The organism is Mesorhizobium sp. BR1-1-4 (assembly GCF_020165375.1).
Taxonomy (GTDB): Bacteria; Pseudomonadota; Alphaproteobacteria; order Rhizobiales; family Rhizobiaceae; genus Mesorhizobium; species Mesorhizobium australicum.
This window is the reverse complement of the sequence record NZ_JAIUIB010000006.1, coordinates 199,113-219,116: the sequence shown is the minus strand read 5'-3', so window position 1 is coordinate 219,116 and position 20,004 is coordinate 199,113. Positions and strand designations below refer to the sequence as shown.

General features: G+C 64.9%; 18 protein-coding genes and 1 pseudogene. 11 read left to right on the top strand and 8 right to left on the bottom strand.

Annotation, left to right across the window (positions count from 1 at the left end; all coding sequences use genetic code 11):
* The first annotated feature begins 50 nt into the window (after positions 1-50).
* Positions 51-1,379 (top strand): dicarboxylate/amino acid:cation symporter, encoded by a 1,329-nt coding sequence (locus LB571_RS15195; RefSeq protein WP_140661530.1) that lies wholly within the window; start codon positions 51-53, stop codon positions 1,377-1,379.
* 173 nt (positions 1,380-1,552) lie between these two features.
* Here the strand turns inward: LB571_RS15195 and LB571_RS15190 are convergent, their stop codons facing one another.
* From LB571_RS15190 to LB571_RS15165, 6 genes are read right to left on the bottom strand one after another with little or no spacing between them, the layout of a single operon-like run.
* Positions 1,553-2,575: an ROK family protein gene (locus LB571_RS15190; protein ID WP_224595570.1), complete on the bottom strand. Its 1,023-nt coding sequence runs from the start codon at positions 2,573-2,575 to the stop codon at positions 1,553-1,555.
* Entirely contained in the window at positions 2,575-3,297 is a 723-nt protein-coding gene (locus LB571_RS15185) for a ribulose-phosphate 3-epimerase (RefSeq protein ID WP_141906548.1), read from the bottom strand. The genes LB571_RS15190 and LB571_RS15185 overlap by 1 nt, the downstream gene beginning before the upstream one ends.
* Positions 3,294-4,124 carry an alpha/beta fold hydrolase gene (locus LB571_RS15180; protein ID WP_224595567.1) on the bottom strand — a complete coding sequence of 277 codons (831 nt, stop codon included), beginning with the start codon at positions 4,122-4,124 and terminating at the stop codon, positions 3,294-3,296. Before LB571_RS15180 ends, LB571_RS15185 begins: the two co-directional genes overlap by 4 nt.
* A complete protein-coding gene (locus tag LB571_RS15175; protein ID WP_140823422.1) occupies positions 4,124-4,942 on the bottom strand; it encodes a sugar phosphate isomerase/epimerase family protein in 819 nt (272 codons plus the stop codon). Before LB571_RS15175 ends, LB571_RS15180 begins: the two co-directional genes overlap by 1 nt.
* Positions 4,942-6,018 carry a Gfo/Idh/MocA family protein gene (locus LB571_RS15170; RefSeq protein ID WP_224595564.1) on the bottom strand — a complete coding sequence of 359 codons (1,077 nt, stop codon included), beginning with the start codon at positions 6,016-6,018 and terminating at the stop codon, positions 4,942-4,944. The genes LB571_RS15175 and LB571_RS15170 overlap by 1 nt, the downstream gene beginning before the upstream one ends.
* Positions 6,019-6,022: 4 nt before the next feature.
* The gene (locus tag LB571_RS15165; protein WP_224595561.1) at positions 6,023-6,844 is read right to left on the bottom strand and encodes a sugar phosphate isomerase/epimerase family protein; all 822 of its coding nucleotides are present in this window, start codon (positions 6,842-6,844) and stop codon (positions 6,023-6,025) included.
* 221 nt (positions 6,845-7,065) lie between these two features.
* Here LB571_RS15165 and LB571_RS15160 point away from each other — a divergent pair.
* From LB571_RS15160 to LB571_RS15150, 3 genes and pseudogenes are all read left to right on the top strand, one after another.
* Positions 7,066-7,386, top strand: a pseudogene (locus LB571_RS15160) (DeoR family transcriptional regulator); the annotation flags it as partial.
* Positions 7,387-7,651: 265 nt separating this feature from the next.
* Complete coding sequence (locus LB571_RS15155; protein WP_224595555.1) at positions 7,652-8,803, top strand: Gfo/Idh/MocA family protein; 1,152 nt, start codon at positions 7,652-7,654, stop codon at positions 8,801-8,803.
* A gap of 77 nt (positions 8,804-8,880) precedes the next feature.
* Complete coding sequence (locus LB571_RS15150; protein WP_140792248.1) at positions 8,881-9,834, top strand: alpha/beta hydrolase; 954 nt, start codon at positions 8,881-8,883, stop codon at positions 9,832-9,834.
* Here the strand turns inward: LB571_RS15150 and LB571_RS15145 are convergent.
* Complete coding sequence (locus LB571_RS15145) at positions 9,822-10,856, bottom strand: LacI family DNA-binding transcriptional regulator (RefSeq protein ID WP_015319005.1); 1,035 nt, start codon at positions 10,854-10,856, stop codon at positions 9,822-9,824. The genes LB571_RS15150 and LB571_RS15145 overlap by 13 nt on opposite strands.
* A 258-nt stretch (positions 10,857-11,114) precedes the next feature.
* Here LB571_RS15145 and LB571_RS15140 point away from each other — a divergent pair, with 258 nt between their 5' ends.
* A complete protein-coding gene (locus tag LB571_RS15140) occupies positions 11,115-12,068 on the top strand; it encodes a sugar kinase (protein WP_224523753.1) in 954 nt (317 codons plus the stop codon).
* Positions 12,065-13,348, top strand: coding sequence for a D-tagatose-bisphosphate aldolase, class II, non-catalytic subunit (locus LB571_RS15135; protein ID WP_224595553.1), 1,284 nt, complete (start codon positions 12,065-12,067; stop codon positions 13,346-13,348). Before LB571_RS15140 ends, LB571_RS15135 begins: the two co-directional genes overlap by 4 nt.
* A gap of 219 nt (positions 13,349-13,567) precedes the next feature.
* Here the strand turns inward: LB571_RS15135 and LB571_RS15130 are convergent, their stop codons facing one another.
* Entirely contained in the window at positions 13,568-14,497 is a 930-nt protein-coding gene (locus LB571_RS15130; RefSeq protein WP_224595549.1) for an aldose 1-epimerase, read from the bottom strand.
* Positions 14,498-14,550: 53 nt separating this feature from the next.
* On the opposite strand from LB571_RS15130, the gene LB571_RS15125 reads away from it, so the two are divergent.
* From LB571_RS15125 to LB571_RS15105, 5 genes are read left to right on the top strand one after another with little or no spacing between them, the layout of a single operon-like run.
* The gene (locus tag LB571_RS15125) at positions 14,551-15,351 is read left to right on the top strand and encodes a FadR/GntR family transcriptional regulator (protein WP_224595545.1); all 801 of its coding nucleotides are present in this window, start codon (positions 14,551-14,553) and stop codon (positions 15,349-15,351) included.
* Entirely contained in the window at positions 15,348-17,075 is a 1,728-nt protein-coding gene (locus LB571_RS15120) for an IlvD/Edd family dehydratase (protein ID WP_224595542.1), read from the top strand. Before LB571_RS15125 ends, LB571_RS15120 begins: the two co-directional genes overlap by 4 nt.
* Positions 17,076-17,086: 11 nt before the next feature.
* Positions 17,087-17,866: an SDR family NAD(P)-dependent oxidoreductase gene (locus tag LB571_RS15115; RefSeq protein ID WP_140715230.1), complete on the top strand. Its 780-nt coding sequence runs from the start codon at positions 17,087-17,089 to the stop codon at positions 17,864-17,866.
* Between the two features lie 33 nt (positions 17,867-17,899).
* On the top strand, positions 17,900-18,898 hold the full coding sequence (gene araD1, locus LB571_RS15110) for an AraD1 family protein (protein WP_224595539.1): 999 nt from the start codon (positions 17,900-17,902) through the stop codon (positions 18,896-18,898).
* A gap of 53 nt (positions 18,899-18,951) precedes the next feature.
* Positions 18,952-19,977 carry an ABC transporter substrate-binding protein gene (locus tag LB571_RS15105; protein ID WP_224595537.1) on the top strand — a complete coding sequence of 342 codons (1,026 nt, stop codon included), beginning with the start codon at positions 18,952-18,954 and terminating at the stop codon, positions 19,975-19,977.
* The last annotated feature ends 27 nt before the right edge of the window (positions 19,978-20,004 follow it).

The following is a 20,004-nucleotide window of genomic DNA, read 5'->3' as shown; positions in this document are numbered from 1 at the left end:
GGGAGAAGTCACGCAGGGCGGGTTCCGTCCATCCGGCCAGGGAGAGTTCGATGCATATCGCAGACCAATCCGCCGCGCCCGCCGCGCAGCGCAAGCCCCTCTATGCCCAGCTCTACGTCCAGGTGCTGGTGGCGATCACCGTCGGCATCCTGCTCGGCCATTACTATCCGGCGATCGGCGAGAGCATGAAGCCGCTCGGCGACGCCTTCATCAAGCTGGTGAAGATGATCATCGCCCCGGTCATCTTCCTGACGGTGGCAACCGGCATCGCCGGCATGAGCGACCTGCAGAAGGTCGGCCGCGTCGCCGGCAAGGCGATGCTCTACTTCCTCACCTTCTCCACGCTGGCACTGATCATCGGCCTTGTCGTGGCCAATGTCGTGCAGCCGGGCGCCGGCTTCAACATCGATCCGGCGACGCTCGACGCCTCGACGGTCAACACTTACGCCGCCAAGGCACATGACCAGTCGGTTACCGGCTTCCTGATGAACATCATCCCGACGACGATCGTCGGCGCCTTCGCAGACGGCGACATCCTGCAGGTGCTGTTCTTCTCGGTGCTGTTCGGCATCGCGCTGGCGCTGGTCGGCGACAAGGGCACGCCGGTGCTCAATTTCCTGCAAGCGCTGATGGCGCCGATGTTCAAGCTGGTCAGCGTGCTGATGAAGGCAGCCCCGATCGGCGCGTTCGGTGCGATGGCCTTCACCATCGGCAAATACGGCATCGGCTCGGTCATCAACCTCGCCATGCTGGTCGGAACCTTCTACGCGACCTCGTTCCTGTTCGTGTTCGTCGTGCTCGGTGCCGTCTGCCGCTACAACGGCTTCTCGATCCTGTCGCTGATCCGCTACATCAAGGAAGAGCTGCTGCTGGTGCTCGGCACCTCGTCGTCGGAAGCGGCCCTGCCCTCGCTGATGGAGAAGATGGAGAAGGCCGGCGCCAAGCGCTCGGTGGTCGGACTGGTCATCCCGACCGGCTATTCCTTCAATCTCGACGGCACCAACATCTACATGACGCTTGCCGCCCTGTTCATTGCCCAAGCGACGAACATCCATCTGTCGATATCAGACCAGATCCTGCTTTTGCTGGTGGCGATGCTGTCGTCCAAGGGTGCCGCCGGCATCACCGGGGCAGGCTTCATCACCCTGGCCGCCACGCTTTCGGTGGTTCCCTCGGTGCCGGTCGCCGGCATGGCGCTGATCCTCGGCGTCGACCGCTTCATGTCGGAATGCCGGGCGCTGACCAACTTCGTCGGCAATGCGGTGGCGACGCTGGTCGTGGCGCGCTGGGAAGGCGAACTCGACGAGGCCAAGCTGGCGAGAGCGCTGGCTGGGACCGCCGACGACAGCCTGCCGGCGGACATCGTTCCCGCCGAGTGATCCACGGTTTCATACGACGGACAATGGCCGCAAGCACGCCGCTTGCGGCCATGGTCATGTTTCATCGCTATCAGGCGGCTTTGCGCAGCGGTGGCACGGCCTTGCCATCTGCCACGAGGGGTCGCAGCGCGACGGATCGACTTGCAGCGAGACAGGACCGCGCCAGCTTGAGCTCAGCCCTTGAAGTCCCTCCGCGTGTCCGGATATGTACTTGGGCCGACGGGAATGGGAGCCGCCAACGTGCCCAAATCATCGAACAGGACGAGGCTGGCCGCGCCGACCAGCCCGGCATGGCGGCCGAGCCGGGCCTGGACGACCGGCACGTCGCGATAGGCGCGCATGGCGCGCTGGCGGATGGTCGCCCCGATGACGGGCGCCATCAGGTCGAGGCCATTGGCGATGCCGCCGCCAACGACCAGCACGTCGGGCGAATAGAGGTGCAAAAGGTTGGTGAAGCCGACGCCCAGCCAGCGCGCCTCCTCCTCGAGCAGAGCCAGAGCGAGGTCGTCCTGCAGCCCTGCGGCCTCGACCACGTGGCGACCCGTGACCTCGGCGTTGGCCGAGAGGCGGCGCAGCGTCGAACCGTCCAAAGGAGACGTTGCGGCATTGGCGCGGCGGCCGAGCGCGGTTCCCGAAGCGATCGCCTCGAAGCAGCCGACGACGCCGCACACGCAGCGTTCGCCTTCGTTGGTGATGGTCATGTGGCCGATCTCGGCAGCAAGACCGCGACGGCCGTGCAGGATGCGTCCGTCGACGACGACGCCACCGCCGATCCCGGTCGAGACGGTGACGAAGACCAGGGAGCGCGCACCGTGGCCGGCGCCGAAGCGCCATTCGCCGAGCGCTGCCGCATTGGCGTCGTTCTCCAGCCGCACCGGCAGGCCGAGCCGCCGCTCGAGGATGTCGGCCAGCGGCACGTCCTGCCAGCCGGCCAGCGTCGGCGGTCCGACGGCGATGCCGGCCAGCGGATCGAGGGGGCCCGGCGCGCCGACGCCGACGCCGAGGATCGACAGCCCCGGCGCTTCGGCATGGACGGTCACGGCTAGCGCCTCGATCTGGGCGATCACCACGTCGGGGCCGGCCTGCGCCTGCGTCGGCACAGCCGCGAAGGCCAGGATCTTGCCGTCACGGTCGACCAGGGCGGCACGAAGCTCGGTGCCGCCAAGATCGATCGCGAGGGCGACTTCAATGCTCATCAGGCCGCGACCTTCAGACCACGCAACCAGCCGATGCGGCCGGCGAGATCCTTGTCGCCGAAAGCGAGCGAACCGAGCACCACGGTCTCGGCGCCGGCGGCGCGCAGCAGCGGCACGGTTTCGTGGCGGATGCCGCCATCGGCGGCGAGCACCACGGCCGACTCACGACCAGCGTTCCTCAGGATGGCGCGGGCTTCGCCCAGCCTGTCACAGGCCTTCTCCGACAGGCCCTGGCCCTTGACGCCGATCGCGGTTCCAAGAAGCGTGACGAACGCCACTTCGGAGACGAAAGGCTTCATCGCCTCTACAGGGGTCTCCAGCCTCAGCACAACGCCGGCCTCGGCGCCGAGTTCATGCGCCAGCCGCACCGCGCGCAGACCCGCTTCGCCGTTCTCGGCATGGACGCTGATCATGTCGGCGCCGGCCTCGATGAACTGGCGCGTCTGTTCTTCGACGATTGCTTGGTCGACCATCAGATGGACGTGGACGGGCCTGGCCGTCAGTTTGGCGATACGGGCGACGAGATCGGGGAAGAACAGGAAGGACGGCGCGAAATGGCCGTCCGCGACGTCGATGTGGTGCACATCGACATAGGGTTCGATGCGCTGCAAGTCGCTCTCGAAATTGGCGAGATTGGCCGACCACGATGAGAATTCGGCGATCAGACGGTCGCGCGGCAGTGCGGCGATGGCGGCCGGGCCTGACAAAGGCTTCGAGATCATGATTGGTCCTGGTTGTTGAAATTTCTATCGAGAAAGCCGCCGATGGCGGCGCGGATTTCGGTGAAGTGGCGATCCTTGTCGAGGGCTTTCGGCGTCACCTCGGTGAAGGCGGCGCCGGGGATGGTCTCAGCCAGTTCGCGGGCGGTCGCGAGGGGATGGACGAGGTCTATGCCGCTGCCGACGACGAGCGTCGGGATTGCGAGGCCGGTCGCCATCGCCCGCGTCACGCCAGGCCCGTCATTGGCGATCGCCTGCATCACCTCGGCAAAAACGGTCGCGTTGTCACGCGCGAAGAAGCCGAGCAGCGAGGCGAGATTGTCCGGCGCCTCGCTGCGAAAGCGGGCCGCCGTTGCCGAAGCCGCGAAGATGTCGCGCGCCTCTTCCAGCGGGTGGTCGCGGATGAGTTCCGCCACTTCGACGTAAGGGCGCATGTTTTGCGGGGCCGCGTCGAAGGTCCAGGCCGGGCGCACCAGCACAAGACCGGTGACGCGAGCCGGGTGGCGGGCCGCCAGGTGCAGTGCAATGGCGGCGCCCATCGAGATGCCACCGGCAATGAAGCGCTCAATGCCAGCTGCATCGGCAGCGGCGAGCACATCGTCGGCGAACATCCCGATCGAAAACGGACGCTTGCCGCCGGCACCTGAGCCGCCCTGCGCGCGGCATTCCACTGTCAGCCGGCGGCGCGACGGACTGTCGGGAAAGTTCAGCGCCACCTGCGCGGCATCGCCGCCGAGGCCATGCTGGAAGACGATGGGAAGCCCCTGCCCCGTGTCGAAGACGTGGAGCGCAGCGTCGTCGCGCAGCATGATCGTCGGCGCGGCACCCATCAGAGCAGCCCCCGCAGGATGGTTGCGACGCCAGGAGCCTCGTCGGCGGACAAGCCGTGGGTGACGAGCGCGCCATCGAAACCCACCCCCTTCAGCCGCGCGACGAAATCCGGGAAGTCGACGACACCCTGGCCTGATGTGGCGAAGCGGCCGTCGGCAAAACGATCCTTGGCGTGCGCCATGGCGATGTGGCCAGCGGCCTCATCGATCGCGGCGGCGACGATGGCTCTCGCTTCATCGGGCTTTGCATGCTCGAACAGGTTGGCGGGGTCGAGCACGATCTTCAGATGCTTCGAACCCATCTCGGCGATCAGCCGGGTCGCATCCATGGCCGAGGTGACGATGTTGGTCTGCTCGGGCTCAATGCCGAGATCGACGCCGGCCTCCTCGGCCAGCGCCAGTGCCTTCGCCATTTCGACGGCCATGTCGAACCAGGCCGACGGATCGGCATTGTCGGGATGGTATGCCCATTGGTCGGCTGCGTTGCGCGAGCCGGTGCAGAGCGTCACCAGTGGGATGTCGAGCTTGGCTGCAGTGTCGATGACCACCGCCAGGCGCCTCAGCCCGTCGTCGCGCGCAGCCTTGTCGGGATGCGCCATGTTGTAGGTGCCCGACAACGCGGCCAGCGAAACGCCTGACGATCGCGCGGCGGCACCAATGGCGGCGACGGCATTCGCCGGCACGGCATCCGGCATCGACGGCAGGCCGGCGCAGGCGAGATTGAACTGCGTCGTCTCGTAGCCGGCCTGCTTCACGGCAGCCAGCACGGTGGCCGGGTCGGTGCCCGCAAATGTCTTGGCGAAGATGCCGAGGCGCATCAGACCGCACCCGAAACCGAGGCAAGCTCGATCCGCTCGCCAGTCTCGACAGAGCGCGCAATTGCCACCATGGCGCGGATCGACGCAATGCCGTCCCCGACATTGGCGCCGCGCATCGGCGCGCCGGTGAGCACGGTGTCGGCAAGGCCCTCGAGCTGGCGACGGAAGAAGTGGCCGTCGGCACCAAGCGGTTTTCGCGAGGTCGCGTCCTTCTCATGGAAGATGTCGACCTCGCTGGCGCGGAAATACCAAGGATTGAAGGTTTTGGCGATGACGGAACCGTTCTCGCCATAGAGCTGAAACCCTTCGTGCCAGTCCATGCGCACGGCGACGGTGAGGTCGAGATGGCCGAGCGCGCCGCTGGCGAATTCGGTTTCGACGAACCAGCAATAGGCGCCGAAGCGCTCGTTGAGGCGGGCGCGCACGGCAACGATGTCGCCACAGAGGAAGCGGGCGGTGTCAACCAAATGCGATCCGTGCGCCAGCATGAAATATCGCCTGAGATCAGCCTTGGGATTTCCGCCGGGCTTTTTTGCGAGCTTGCTGGTGACTGGCAGCGGCTGCACGGCGTCGGTGTTGGTGTAGCGGTGGGTGGAGTCGCAATACCAGGCCTTCAGTGCCAGCACCTCGCCCATCTCGTCGCGAACGAAGTCGCGGGCGGCCTCCAGCGCCGGATCGAAGCGCTTCATGTGGCCGACCTGCAGCACCTTGCCGGAGCGCTTGACCGCCTCTGCCAAGGCCTCGCCTTCCTCGACCGAGGTACCGATCGGCTTTTCGCAGAGAACATGCTTGCCGGCATCGAGCGCCTTGATCGACATTGGCACGTGATAGGCATCCGACGTGGCGACGATGACTGCTTCGAGCTCGGGATCTGCGAGCATGGCGTCATAGTCGGCATACATCTTCTTTGGTTCATAGGTGGCGCCCATGCGGGCGAGCAAATCGGGTGCCGCATCGCAGATGGCGTAGAGGTCGGCATTGCCGGCCTTGACGCAGGATTCCAGATGCGCGAACTGGGCGATCGGGCCGCAGCCGAGCACACCGACCCTGAGGCGTCTGTCCTGTTTCTTGATCATCGTGTCAGGCCCCGTAGCCGCGCATCGTCCGGCGGTTGGTCTTGACCGCGCCGGCCGGATCGGCGGCGGCGGTGTCGGATTCTTCTTCCAGCACCAGCCAGCCGTTGAAGTTCGGCGCGGTACCGGCGATCTCGATGACTTTAGGCGTGTCGCATACGCCTTGGCCCAGCATCGCCCAGGCGCCGTCGGCATCGACGTCCTTGAGGTGGATGTAGCGGATGCGGTCGCGGTAGGTGGTGAGCGTGTCGGCCATGTCCCTGTGGCCGCGCAGGATGTGACCGGTATCCGGCACCCAGCCGACCAGATCGGGGTCGAGCGAGGCAAAAATCGCGTCGTAATCGGCGCGGTCGAACAGCAGCGTGTTGTGGTGCGAACTCGGATGCACCGCCACCTGGACACCCGCCTTGCGGCCGAGTTCGCCGGCCTTGTTGTAAACCTCGGCCGCGACAGCGAATTTGTCGTGGCGTGGCCCGTCGGAGACGACGGTGGCCGAGCCCATCGACACCAGCGCATCGGGAAAGTTTGCCACGAAATCGATCCAGCGCCTGGCGGTTTCGAGATCGGTGCCGATCCCGTCCTTGAGCGTGAAGCCGCTCCTGGAGCCGAAGGCGAAGGAAACGAGCGCCAGACCGGACGACTTCAGCGCGGCGGCGAACTCGGTGGGTTTGCCGGCATAGTGGCCGATCATGGTGTCGGTGATCTCGATGCCGGCATAGCCACCATCGGCGATCGCCTTCAACAGATCGTCGGGGCCGCCGGTGAACCGGTCTCCCAGCATTTCCCAGGTGAAGGTCTGGCAGCCGACTTTGAGGTCTTTCACGTTCATCCTTTCATTCCTTGATCCCGCCCATTCCTTGATGCCGCCCTGCGTCAGCCCTTCGATGATGGAAGAACGGCACGAGTGCAATCAGCGGAACGGTGACGACGGCGGAGGCGCGGCGATATCGCCCGCCAGCAGACAGGGTCCAATCATCCATTGCAACACACGGACCCTGCTCCGTCAGTCTCCTTGGGAGGGACATCCTACTTGACCGAGCCCGCGGTCATAACACGGTGAGCACGCTGATTACCGACGCCGACACGGCTCTCGGCGGCTTGGTAGCGCATCAGGTCTTTGTCGGAGCGCATGCGATCGACTCGTCACTGGATGTGGTCGACGTGAACGAAGACATGGCGCGAACGAAGCGAATCCTCGTCCGCATGGCCCGGCGCGTTGTCCTCCTGGCGGATTCGAGCAAATGGGGCGTCAGCGGGACCTCCAGGGCCTTTTCGCTGTCGGGCGTCGATGTGGTGATCACCGACGATGGCCTGCCCGGTCCAATACGCAGCCAGCTTGATAGGATGGGGGCCATGGTGATCTATGCCTGAACCCGTCGCGGTCCCTGGCCGCCCTCGAAATATCCGACGCGCGGACGACCCACGGGCTTTGGCGCCCGCGATCGGCCGGTTTTCATGTCCGTCATTTTCTCCTCCCAGGGCCAGCAGCCTTCCGTCACCGCGCAGGCATTTCCGCATGTTCTATAAAAATTTTACGCGCGTCAATATTTAAAACGTTGTATAGCCATTTCGAGCCCGATCCGGCACCGTCGCGACGGATCGGGCAGACGTGATCGCATTGGGAGGTACGACAGAAATGCAGGCAAACTCACAAGCCAAACTCGGCATCGGCGTCATCGGATGCGGCAATATCTCGATGACCTACCTGCGCAATGCCGCGCTTTTCGGCGGCATCGAATTGCGCGCCTGCGCCGATATTTCAGCCGAGATGGCGGCGCTGCGAGCCAAGGAATACGGTATCATCCGGCCCCTTGGCGTCGATGCGCTGCTGGCCGATCCCGAGATCGACCTCGTCCTAAACCTGACCATTCCGGCGGCGCATTTCGATATTTCATTCTCCGCCCTTTCGGCGGGAAAGCATGTCTTCACCGAAAAACCGCTCGCAACCTCGGCCGGCGACGGCCGCCGCCTGGTGGCGGAGGCGGCCAAACGCGGCCTGCTGCTCGGCTCGGCTCCAGACACTTTCCTTGGCGCAGCCGGACGCAAAGCCCGCCGCCTGATGGATGAGGGCGCCATCGGCCGCCCTGTCACCGGCACCGCCTTCATGATGGGGCGCGGCATGGAACACTGGCATCCCAATCCGCAATTCTACTACGAGCCGGGCGGCGGCCCGGTGTTCGACATGGGTCCATACTACCTGACGATGTTGGTCAACCTGCTCGGCCCGGTCGCGCGCGTCATGGCGATGGCGACACGCGGCCAGGAGGAACGGCTGATATCGGCCGAAGGGCCATTCAAGAACACCAAATTCAAGGTCGGCACGCCGACCAATGTGCTGTCGCTGCTCGAATTCCGCTCCGGCGCGACCGTCACTTTTGGCGCTTCATGGGATGTCTTCAGGCATTCCAATCATCCGATCGAACTGCACGGCACGGAAGGCTCGCTGCGGCTGCCCGACCCGGATACGTTCGGCGGCACGGTGTCGCTGTCGGAACGCGGCGCCGACTGGAAGGATTTCGCCAGCGAAGGCGAACTCTACGGCGCCCGCAACTGGCCTTACGCGGCGCCCGACCGCGCCAACTACCGCATGCTCGGCGTCGCCGACCTGGTGCATTCGCTGCAGACAGGCGCGACGCCCCGCGCTTCCGGCAATCTGGCGCTGCATGTGCTGGAGATCATGGAAGCGATCCTGCATTCGGGCGAGACGGGGAGTTCGGTCGCCATAGCAGGTGACGTCGTCCAGCCGGCCCTGCTTGGCGAAGACGAAGCGCGCGGCCTGCTCGCCTAAGCGTTCTTTGTTTTCACGCAATTCCGGACGGAAAGCCGCTGCACACTTTTCCTGGAATTGCTTTGACGGAGATGACGATGACGCTCGACCCAGATGCGCTGCGTGCCCTGGAAATCGGCCGTGCCGCCGGCGGCGAACCCTTCGAGAATGGCAGCGTCGCGGCGGCGCGGGCCACGTACAACGCTTCGTTCCCGACACTGCAGGGCGAGCATGAGCCGGTCGCGGCAACCGAGCGGCAGCAGATCGACGGGCCGAACGGTCCGGTGACGATCCGCATCCATCGCGGTGTCGGCGCGCCGCGGACCGGGGCGCGCGCCGTGCTCTATCTGCATGGTGGCGGCTGGGTGATCGGCAATCTCGCCTCGCATGACGAGATCTGCCGCTGGCTGGCCAATCTCGGCAACGCCGTCGTCGTCTGTCCCGATTACCGGCTGGCGCCGGAGTACAAGTTTCCCGCCGGGCTAGAGGATTGCGCGGCAACGCTGCGCTTCATGGCTGCTGGAGAACTCGGCATCGACCCGACCCGCATTGCCGTCGCCGGCGACAGTGCGGGCGGCAACCTTGCCGCCGTGCTGGCATTGCTCGCCCGCGACAGGCTGGCGCCGCCGCTCGCCGCCCAGATCCTGATCTATCCCAACACCGATGCCCGCCAGACGGCGGACAGCTACCGGCGTTTCGGCGAAGGCTTCGGACTCACCGCCGCCACCATGGCCTGGTTCCGCGACCACTATGTGCGAACGCCCGATGATATCGCGGACTGGCGCGTATCGCCGCTGCTGGCCTCCAGCCTCGCCGGCGCACCGCCGGCCTTCGTCGTGATCGCGGGCCATGACATCCTTGCCGACGAAGGCACGGCCTATGCCGAGCGCCTGCGCGCCGACGGAGTGCCGCTGGCGTTGCGACACTGGCCGGGTCAGATCCACGGCTTCGTCTCGATGGGCCGCCACATCCTGGCCGCGCGGCAAACGGTAAGCGAGGCGGCGGCCTGGCTCCGCCTACAGACGCCGGAGCCGATCACTCAGGCCGACTGACGCATCACCAGGGTGGCGCCAAGCTTGACGTTGCGCGCCAGATCATGGCCGGACGGATCGGCCTCGTCCAGCAACGCCAGCAGGATCTCGACGCTGCGGCCGGCCATGGCGGCGAAGTCCTGTGCCATGGTGGTCAGCGCGGGACAGGTGTAGCGGCTCAACGGATGATCATCGTGGGCGGCGACGCGAAAATCGCAATCGGCGCGGCGGCCGATCTTCAGCCCGCGCGAAAAGGCGGCCGCCATCACACCGAAGGCGAGACGGTCATTGGCGCAGAGCAGCGTGCGGGCCGGCAGGCCGCCTTTCTCCAGCGTCCTGTCCATCCATTCGTGGCCGATGCGCTCGAAGTCCCAGCTATAGTCGCCCGCCGCCTTGAGAACGGTGGGCTCCAGGCCCGCGGCCTGCATCGCGTCGATATAGCTCTGCAGGCGTTCGCCCGAATTGTGGTTGACGTGCGGGATGTCGACATAGACAGGCGGTTCGCCGGACCGGCAGAGATAATCGACGATGGTCGAGGTGCTCTGGTGGTTGTCATTCCCGACGAATGGCGTGTCGCCTTCGATATAGGTGTCGAAATAGACGATCGGGATGTCCTCGCTCATCCGTTCGAAGACGCCGGGTTCGGAGACCAAGCCCAAGGGCGCGACGATAGCACCCGCGACCTTCAGCGACATCAGCGTCCTGACCGATTCCGCCTCCAGTTTCGGCGAACCGTGCGAGGAGATGACGATCGGCCAAAACCCTTCGTCGCGACAGCGCCGTTCGATGCGGCTGACCATCTCGGCGTAGAACGGATCGGTGATCGCCGGTACGACGATGCCGACATTGCGGGTGCGCTTGCGGTTGAGGTTGCGGGCAAAAACATTCGGCTGATAGTCGGACGAACTAAGCGCCGCCTCGATGCGCGCCCGGGTCGCCGGCTTCACGCTGGCCGGATCGTCGAAATACTTCGACAGGGTCGGCCGCGAAACGCCGGACGCCCTGGCGAAATCATCCATCGTCCGGTGGGTCTTTTCCGCCATCTATATTTCAGGCCCCTTATCCTCGATGCCAGCTTTAACGCTCTGGCGAGAATCAGTCTTGCGATCGTCGCGGTGAGGCAGCATTGCTTGAGCCAACTTATTCAGTCAAATTTCCACGGTTTCCAGTACAACGCAGAAGCATTGCGCACGTCAAATTATTTATTGACGCTCCGAAAACGACAACTTAGGTTTTGAACATGCACGGATAAAGGAATTTCTGGCCAAGCGGAGGCCGTCCGTCCGGCAGATGGTGAGGACATGAAGAAACTGGTTTGTGCCGGCGAGATCCTGGTCGAGATCATGGCCGAGCGGATCGGCCAGAGTTTTCGCGCTCCCGGCCCGCTGGTCGGTCCGTTTCCCTCGGGCGCTCCCGCCATCTTCGTCGATCAGGCGGCGCGGCTCGGCCAGCCGGCGGGGCTGATCGCGGCAGTGGGCGACGACGATTTCGGCCATTTGAACATCGAGCGCCTGCGTGCCGACGGCGCCGACATCTCGGCCATCACCGTCCATCAGGGTGCCGCGACCGGAACCGCCTTCGTCACCTATGAGAGCGATGGCAGCCGGCACTTCGTCTACAACATCAAGCAGAGTGCCGCCGGCCTGATCGAGATGGGCGCGGAAGCGCGCGCGCTGCTGGCCGGCGCCGACCATTTTCACGTCATGGGGACATCTCTGTTCTCGCCCGAGGTGATCGAAATTGCCCGCAACGGGATCGAAGCCGTCAAGACGCGCGGCGGCACGGTCTCTTTCGACCCCAACATCCGCAAGGAGATGCTCGATCTACCGGGCATGCGCGACGCCTTGCTCTTCGTGTTGTCAAAGACCGACGTGTTCCTGCCGAGCGGGCCGGAACTCTTCACCTTTGCCGAGGCAAACCACGAGGAAAGTGCGGTACGCGAAATGCTGGACCGCGGCATCTCCACTATCGTCGTCAAGAAGGGCGCGCAGGGCGCCGTCCACTACGACCAGTCGGGGCGCACAGCCTCACCCGGCTTCGTCGTCGAGGAAATCGATCCGACCGGCGCCGGAGACTGCTTTACCGCGGCCTTCGTCTCCTTCTGGCTGCGTGGAGAGGCACCGGAAAGGGCACTGCGAATAGCCAATGGCTGCGGCGCGCTGGCGGTGACGAAGAAGGGACCGATGGAGGGTATCGCCTCGCTCGCCACCGTTGAGGCGTTCATCGAGACCGCCCGGACCGGAGCACCGGCATGAGCCAGGCGACCGATCGACTGGCTGGCATCGCCACGCGCCGTGCGGCCGGCGAACGCTGTGGCATCACCTCGATCTGCTCGGCCCATCCGCTGGTCGTCGAAGCGGCGCTGCGCCACGGCAAGGCGCGCGGCGCCGATGTGCTGATCGAGGCCACCTGCAACCAGGTCAACCACGAGGGCGGCTATACCGGCATGACACCGCGCGATTTCCGCCGCTTCGTCGAGACGATCGCCGGCAAGGCCGGCTTTCCCCTGGACAGGCTGGTGCTCGGCGGCGACCATCTGGGCCCCAATCCTTGGAAGCACCTGCCGGCGCCCGAGGCGATGGAAAAAGCCGCACGCATGGTGGATGCCTATGCCGAGGCCGGCTTCACAAAGATCCACCTGGACGCCAGCATGGGCTGCGCCGGCGAAGGCGCGGCACCGCCCGACGCCACCATCGCCGCGCGCGCCGCCGAACTGGCCGAGGTGGCGGAGGCCGCGGTTGAACGAACAGGCGGCACCAGGCCTGTCTATGTCATCGGCACGGAAGTGCCGGTGCCGGGCGGCGCACAGGAGGCCATGGACCATCTGGCGGTGACGACACCGGAGGCTGCGGGTGAGACGGTTCGCATCCACCACGATGCCTTTAGCCGGCGCGGCCTCGACCAGGCTTTCTCGCGGGCGATCGGCGTCGTCGTGCAGCCGGGCGTCGAATTCGGCAATGCCGAGGTCATCACCTACCGGCCGGAACGCGCCCGGGCGCTTGCCGGCACGCTGCGAGACCTGCCGCAATTCGTCTTCGAGGCCCACTCGACCGACTACCAGCCCGCTGCGGCGTTGAGCGCGCTGGTCGACGACGGTTTTGCCATACTAAAGGTCGGGCCCTGGCTGACCTTCGCGCTGCGGGAAGCCCTCTACGGCCTGAGCCACATCGCCGACATTCTGGTTCCCGATCCATCGCGGGAAAGCCTGCCGGCGGCCATGGAGCGCGTCATGCTGGCGGCGCCCGGCAATTGGAAGAATTACTATCACGGCTCCGAGGCCGAGCAGCGGATCGAGCGGCATTTTTCCTACAGCGACCGTATCCGCTACTACTGGCCTGCGCCGGCGGCGCGGCAGTCCGTGAACGCGCTGATGCAGGCGCTGGGCGAGCGCGACATCCCCTCACCCCTGATCAGCCAGTATCTCGGCCGCCTCGACAGCGCGGTAGCGAGCGGATCCGTCGCGCCAAAGGCCAGGGAACTCCTCATCGCAGGCGTGACGGACGTTCTCGACATCTATGCCAGCGCAACCGGCTGATCCCGACTTTCATGGCTGTGGCACCAGGGCGCGCGTGGTGCGGCGCAACGCCAGATCGCGATGCGCGTCAGCGGCGGCGTCAAGGGCTCCGGCTATGGTTGCTTCGGCGGCAAGGCCTCGATCGCCGAATTCACCGATTTGCGCCGCGTGACGATCGAGGACCCGGGCCAGCACTATCCGTTCTGCAATGGCCTCGCTTCGGGCAAGTCGCGGCGAAGATCAAACAGCCAGCGACGGTATAAAGCGGACGCTTGCGGATTGTTTCTGGCCAGGGGCCAGCACAATGCAACCGGTGTCGATCTCCTTGTCGCCCCTCCGGTTGAAAGCATCGGTAATGTTGCTGACCGGCTCGGCGCAAAAGAACGGTTCGCCCGGCGGCGTGTAGAGGGCGAGGAAGTCGAGCGGCGCCTCTGCCTCAATGTCCAGCTGCCGCCCGTGTTCGGGCCAGGTAATCCGGGCGCGGCGCGCCCATCCGGTGAAGACCGTGTCGAACTCCACTTCCGATACGTCAAAGCCGATCGACGGGTCGGCCCCCACGGGCGGCGGGACATGCCGGATGGGCAGCACCTCCGCATCGGTTTCCCACATGCCTGATACCCGTGCCTGGACATGCGTCCACGGTGTCGACGGGAAGTAAGGATGGAGACCGAGGCCAACCGGCATCGGCGCGTCCGACAGGTTGCGCATGGTAATGGTCATGCAAAGCCTGCCTTCGGCCAGCGAGATCACTTGCTCGGCTTCGTAGCTCCATGGCCAGGAATCGGCGACGTGGCGATAGCGCAGGACGATCATGCTCGCTTCATGGCTCACGACGGCCCACGGGTGACGCCAGCCATGGCCGTGCTCATGATGTGGATCGTCCGGGGCCGTCGGCAATTGAATGGGGCGCCCCGCGAATTCAAAGCGGCCATTCCTGATGCGGTTGGAATAGGGCACGAGCGGAAAGCAGGCCATGGCGCCGGCATCGCCACGGCCGATCGCCGCTGGGTGAGCCGCACGCAGCCAATCCACGGCCGAACCATCCCGCCACCATCGATACGACGCCAGCGCTCCACCAGCGGCGGGAGCAATTTCGACCGTCGCGATGCCGTCGCTGATCGAGACCAGTTCCGTGTACTGCGCGACGGCCACAGCGAAATTCTTTGTCATCGGCACTCCCCCAATCCCTTGACTCCAATCCCCACGCCTATAAGACATATCATATGAATAGTATGAAGAATAGAAAATCATTCAGCACAGCCCGCACGTCACGAGTCGCGGTCGCGGTTTCCAGCGGTTCCACCGCGCTGCACGCCACGGTCGTCGAGCAGATCGGGCTGCGCATCGTGCAGGGCGACTTCCTGCCCGGCGAGGCGCTGCCTAATGCCGACGATTCCAGCGAGATGCTGGGGGTCAGTCGCACCGTGCTGCGCGAGGCGATCAAGGTGCTGGCGGGCAAGGGGCTGGTCGAATCCAGGCCGAAGACCGGCACGCGGGTGCGTCCTCGCGCCGACTGGAATTTCCTCGACCCCGACGTCCTGTCCTGGCGCTATACCGGCGGTGTCAGTGCCGAGGATGTGCGGGCGCTGTTTGAACTGCGCCGCGCCATCGAGCCGATGTCGGCGGCCCTTGCCGCGCAGCGTGCGACGCCGGCTCAGATCGCCGAGATCCATGCAGCGCTGGCTGAAATGGAAGCACTGAGCGATGACGGAGACCGCTTCGCCAAGCCCGATCTGGTGTTCCACCAGACCATATTGCGCATGACCGGCAACGAGCTGATCGGCTCGCTGGCCGCACTGGTCGAGACCGCGTTGGTAATGAGCTTTCGCCTCTCCAACGACAATCCGGAAGGGCAGCGCCATTCCTTGCCGCTGCACCGGGAAGTCGCCGAGAAGATTGCCGACGGCGACGCCGCCGGCGCGCAAAAGGCATTGCTGGTGCTTATCGACAATGCCGAGGATGACGTGCGCCGCAGCGTCGAGAACCGCAACAAACGCCGCAACGAGCGGGGCCTGCAATCGTGACCGAGACCAAACGCAAATTGCGGTCGGAAGCCTGGTTCGGCGGTGAAGGCAAGAACGCTTTCATGCACCGCAGCTGGATGAAGAACCAGGGCATTCCCGCTGACGCTTTCGACGGCCGCCCGGTGATCGGCATCTGCAACACGTGGTCGGAACTGACCCCCTGCAATGCGCATCTGCGGGCGCTCGCCGATCACGTCAAGCGCGGCGTCTATGAGGCCGGCGGCCTGCCGTTCGAATTTCCCGTGATGTCGCTGGGCGAGAGCAACATGCGCCCCACCGCCATGCTGTTTCGCAACCTGGCGAGCATGGATGTCGAGGAATCCATCCGCGGCAATCCGATCGACGGCGTCATCCTGCTTGTCGGTTGCGACAAGACCACGCCGGCGCTCTTGATGGGGGCTGCCTCGTGCAACCTGCCAACCATCGCCGTCTCCGGTGGGCCGATGCTGAACGGCAAGTTCCGCGGACAGGATATCGGCTCGGGCACGCATGTCTGGAAATTCGCCGAGGAGGTCAAGGCCGGCCGCATGCCGGTCGCCGACTTCCTTGCCGCCGAGCAGGGCCAGAGCCGGTCGGCCGGCAGCTGCATGACGATGGGCACCGCCTCGACCATGGCCAGCATGGTGGAGGCGCTCGGCATCGGCATGCCCGACAACGCCGCGATCCCGGCGGTGGATTCGCGCCGAAGCGTGCTTGCCCAGTTGGCCGGACGGCAGATCGTCGATCTTGTCCACCGCGACGTGACGATTGCAAAGATCCTTACCAGGCAAGCCTTCGAGAATGCCATTCGCGTCAATGGCGCGATCGGCGGCTCGACCAATGCGGTGCTGCATCTGATCGCCATCGCCAACCGGGTCGGTGTCGATCTCGGCCTCGATGACTGGGACCGCCTTGGCCGCAGCGTGCCAACCATTGTCGACCTGATGCCGTCGGGCCGGTTCCTGATGGAAGATTTCTACTATGCCGGGGGGCTAGCTGCGGTCATGGCGTCGCTTGATGAAGTGGGGCTTCTTCATCGCGACGCCATGACCGTCAGCGCCAAGACCATCGGTGAACTGATCGACGGCGCGCCCAACTATAACCGTGAGGTCATACGGCCGCTGCGCGAGCCGCTGACCAAGGAGGGCGGCATCTCGATCCTGCGTGGCAATCTGGCGCCCAACGGAGCGGTCATCAAGCCGTCCGCGGCAACGCCCGAACTGATGCAGCATCGCGGCAAGGCGGTCGTTTTCGAGAACATCGAGCATTACCATGCCCGCATCGACGATCCGGAGCTGGATATCGACGCCTCCTCGGTGATGGTGTTGAAGAATTGCGGACCACGCGGTTATCCCGGGATGGCCGAGGTCGGCAACATGCCGCTGCCAGCCAAGCTGCTCAGAGAAGGCGTTTCCGACATGGTGCGCATTTCGGACGCGCGCATGAGCGGTACCGCCTACGGCACGGTGGTGCTGCATGTGGCGCCGGAGGCCGCGGCCGGTGGTGTGCTGGCCCTGGTGCGCGACGGCGATCTCATCGAGCTGGACGTCGCCGGCCGCCGTCTCGAGCTTTTGGTTTCGGACGAGGAACTGGCGATCCGCCGCCGTGACTGGAAGCCGCCGGAGCCGCCGCAAGGTGGCTACCAGAGCCTCTATGTCGAGCGCGTGCTGCAGGCCGACAAGGGCTGCGACTTCGACTTTCTCGTCGGTCGGCGCGATGCCGGCATCCCCCGGCATTCCCATTAGAGAGGCGCGCGATGACGAATCAGATCGGCAGCTACGCGACCTACCCCAGCCTGAAGGGCCGCAGCGTGTTCATAACCGGCGGCGGCAGCGGCATCGGCGAAAGCCTGGTGCGCCATTTCTGCGCGCAAGGCAGCCGCGTCGCCTTCGTCGATCTGGCCGAGGAGCCTTCACGGCGCCTGGTCGATGCGATCGCGGCCGAAGGGCATGCCGCGCCGCTGTTCATTCCCTGCGACCTGCGCAATGTCGAGCAGCTGCAGGCGGCGACCGTCGAGGCGATGCGGCACAACGGCCCGATCCAGGTGCTGTGCAACAATGCCGGCAATGACGACCGCCACCAGACCAAGGACGTCACGGTGGCCTATTGGGACGACCGCATGGCGGTCAATCTGCGCCACCAGTTCTTCGCCGCCCAGGCGGTGCGTCCGCAGATGGGCTCGCTGGGCGGCGGCTCGATCATCAATTTCGGTTCCATTACCTGGATGGTCGGCGATCCCGACTGCCCTGCCTATGTCACCGCGAAAGCCGCTGTCTACGGCATGACGCGGGCGCTGGCCCGCGAACTCGGCCCCGAGCGCATCCGCGTCAACTGCATGGTGCCTGGCTGGGTGATGACAGAGCGCCAGATGCGGCTATGGCTGAACCCCGCCGGCGAACGCCAGATCGCGGAGCGGCAGTGCCTGCCCGACCGGCTGCAGCCATCCGACATTGCGCGCATGGCGCTGTTCCTCGCCGCCGACGACAGCCTGATGTGCACGAGCCAACAGTTCATCGTCGACGCGGGCTGGGTGTGACCCCGTACGGCCTCTAGGGAAGAAGGGTATTTCATGCGTCTTGTTCAGTACACAACGATCGACGGCGGCAGGCGGGTCGGCCGCGTTTCCGATGACGGCAATCGCCTGCATCCACTCGACAAGACAAGCACCGTGCTGGAGCTCGCCGAAGCGGCGGTCGCCCAGGGTGCATCGATCGCGGCGCTGGTCGAGAAGCGGACGGGTGCGGCCACGATCGACTATGGCGAACTGCTGCGCGGTGGCCGCGTGCTCGCTCCCGTCGACCATCCGGAACCGGCGCGCTTCCTGGTCACCGGCACCGGCCTCACCCACACCGGAAGTGCCGCCGCGCGCGACAAGATGCATGTGCTGACCCATGGCGAGGACGCCGAGGAATCGGATTCGCTGAAGATCTTCCGCATGGGCCTGGAAGGCGGCAAGCCCGGCGCCGGCAAGATCGGCATCCAGCCCGAGTGGTTCTTCAAGGGCGTCGGCACCTGTGTCGTGCCGCCTGGCGCCGATCTGCCGATGCCTGCATTCGCGAAAGCCGGCGCCGAAGAGGCCGAGATCGTCGGCCTTTACCTCAATGGGCCGGATGGCCGCCCCTATCGCATAGGCTATGCGCTGGGCAACGAATATTCCGACCATGTGACGGAGGCCGAGAACTACCTCTATCTCGCCCACTCGAAACTCCGCTCCTGCTCGATCGGACCGGAGCTTTTGATCGGCGACCTGCCCGAAGAAGTGCGTGGCCATTCCCGCATTCTGCGCGACGGCACTGTTATCTGGGAACAGGAATTCCTGTCGGGCGAAGCGCACATGTCGCATTCGATCGCCAATCTCGAACACTTCCATTTCCGCTACCCGATGCACCGCAGGGCGGGCGACCTGCACGCCTATTTCTTCGGAGCGGCGGTGATGAGCTACGCCTCCGGCGTCAAGACGGCTTCCGGCGACGAGTATGAAATCCAGGCACAGACATTCGGCAAGCCGTTGCGCAACCGGATGGTGTCGGTGCCGGACGAGGGACTGGTCGCCGTCACCCAGCTATGACGGCGATAGCCCCGGAAATTACGGTCCACCAGAACGACAATGGGAGATTAAAAATGGGACTGAAGAAAGCGTTTCTGAGACTAGCGACCATCGGGCTCGGCATCGGCCTGATGACGTCGGCGGCGCTGGCCGCGAACCTTCGCGTGCTGGCCTGGGACGGTTATGCCGACCCGGACTGGGTGAAGGACTTCACCGCCGCCACCGGCATCGGCGTCGATGTCGTCTTCATCGGCAGCGATGACGAAATCTGGGCCAAGATCAAGGGCAGCGAAGGGCAGGACTTCGACGTCTTCGCCGTCAACACCGCCCAGTTGCAGCGCTACATCAAGGCCGATCTGGTGTCGCCGATCGACATCACCAAGCTGCCGAACCAGAGGGACGTGCTGCCGCGCTTCCGTGATCTGTCTCAGGTCAGCGGCGACACCAAGGACGGCAAGGTCTACGGTATTCCGTTCTGCTTCGATTCCATCGGGCTGATCTACGACACCGACAAGGTCAAGCCGGCGCCGACCTCGATGTCCGTCCTGTGGGATCCGGCCTACAAGGGCAAGATCCTCGCCTACGACAATGGCGAGCACAATTTCTCGTTCACCGCGCTGACGCTCGGCTACAAGGATCCGTTCAACCTCGACGAAAAACAAATGGCGGCGGTCAAGGCCAAGCTGGTCGAGCTCAAGCGCAATGTGCTGAGCTTCTACACCACCGCCGACGAGGCGCAGCAGATCTACCAGAACAATGATGTTGCGCTGATCTGGGCCAATTATGGCCAGCAGCAGGTGAAGGCACTGCAGAAGATCGGCGCCCATGTCGCCTACGTCAATCCGAGCGAAGGCGCGCTTGCCTGGCTCGACAACTGGGTAATCTCCAAGGGTGTCCGCGACAATGCCGCGGCCGAGAAATGGATCGACTTCATGCTGACGAAGAAGGTCAGCGGCGCGCTTTCCGAGCGCACCGGATTCGGCAACACGGTGGTCGAGTCGAGCAGTGCGGGCGGCAACGACAAGCTGGTCTGGCTCAACAATGTCGAGGATCCGCTCAAGCGTTCGGACTTGTGGAACGAGGTCAAGGCGACGCCCTGATCCCTTCCGCGCCTGACTTCGAAGGAC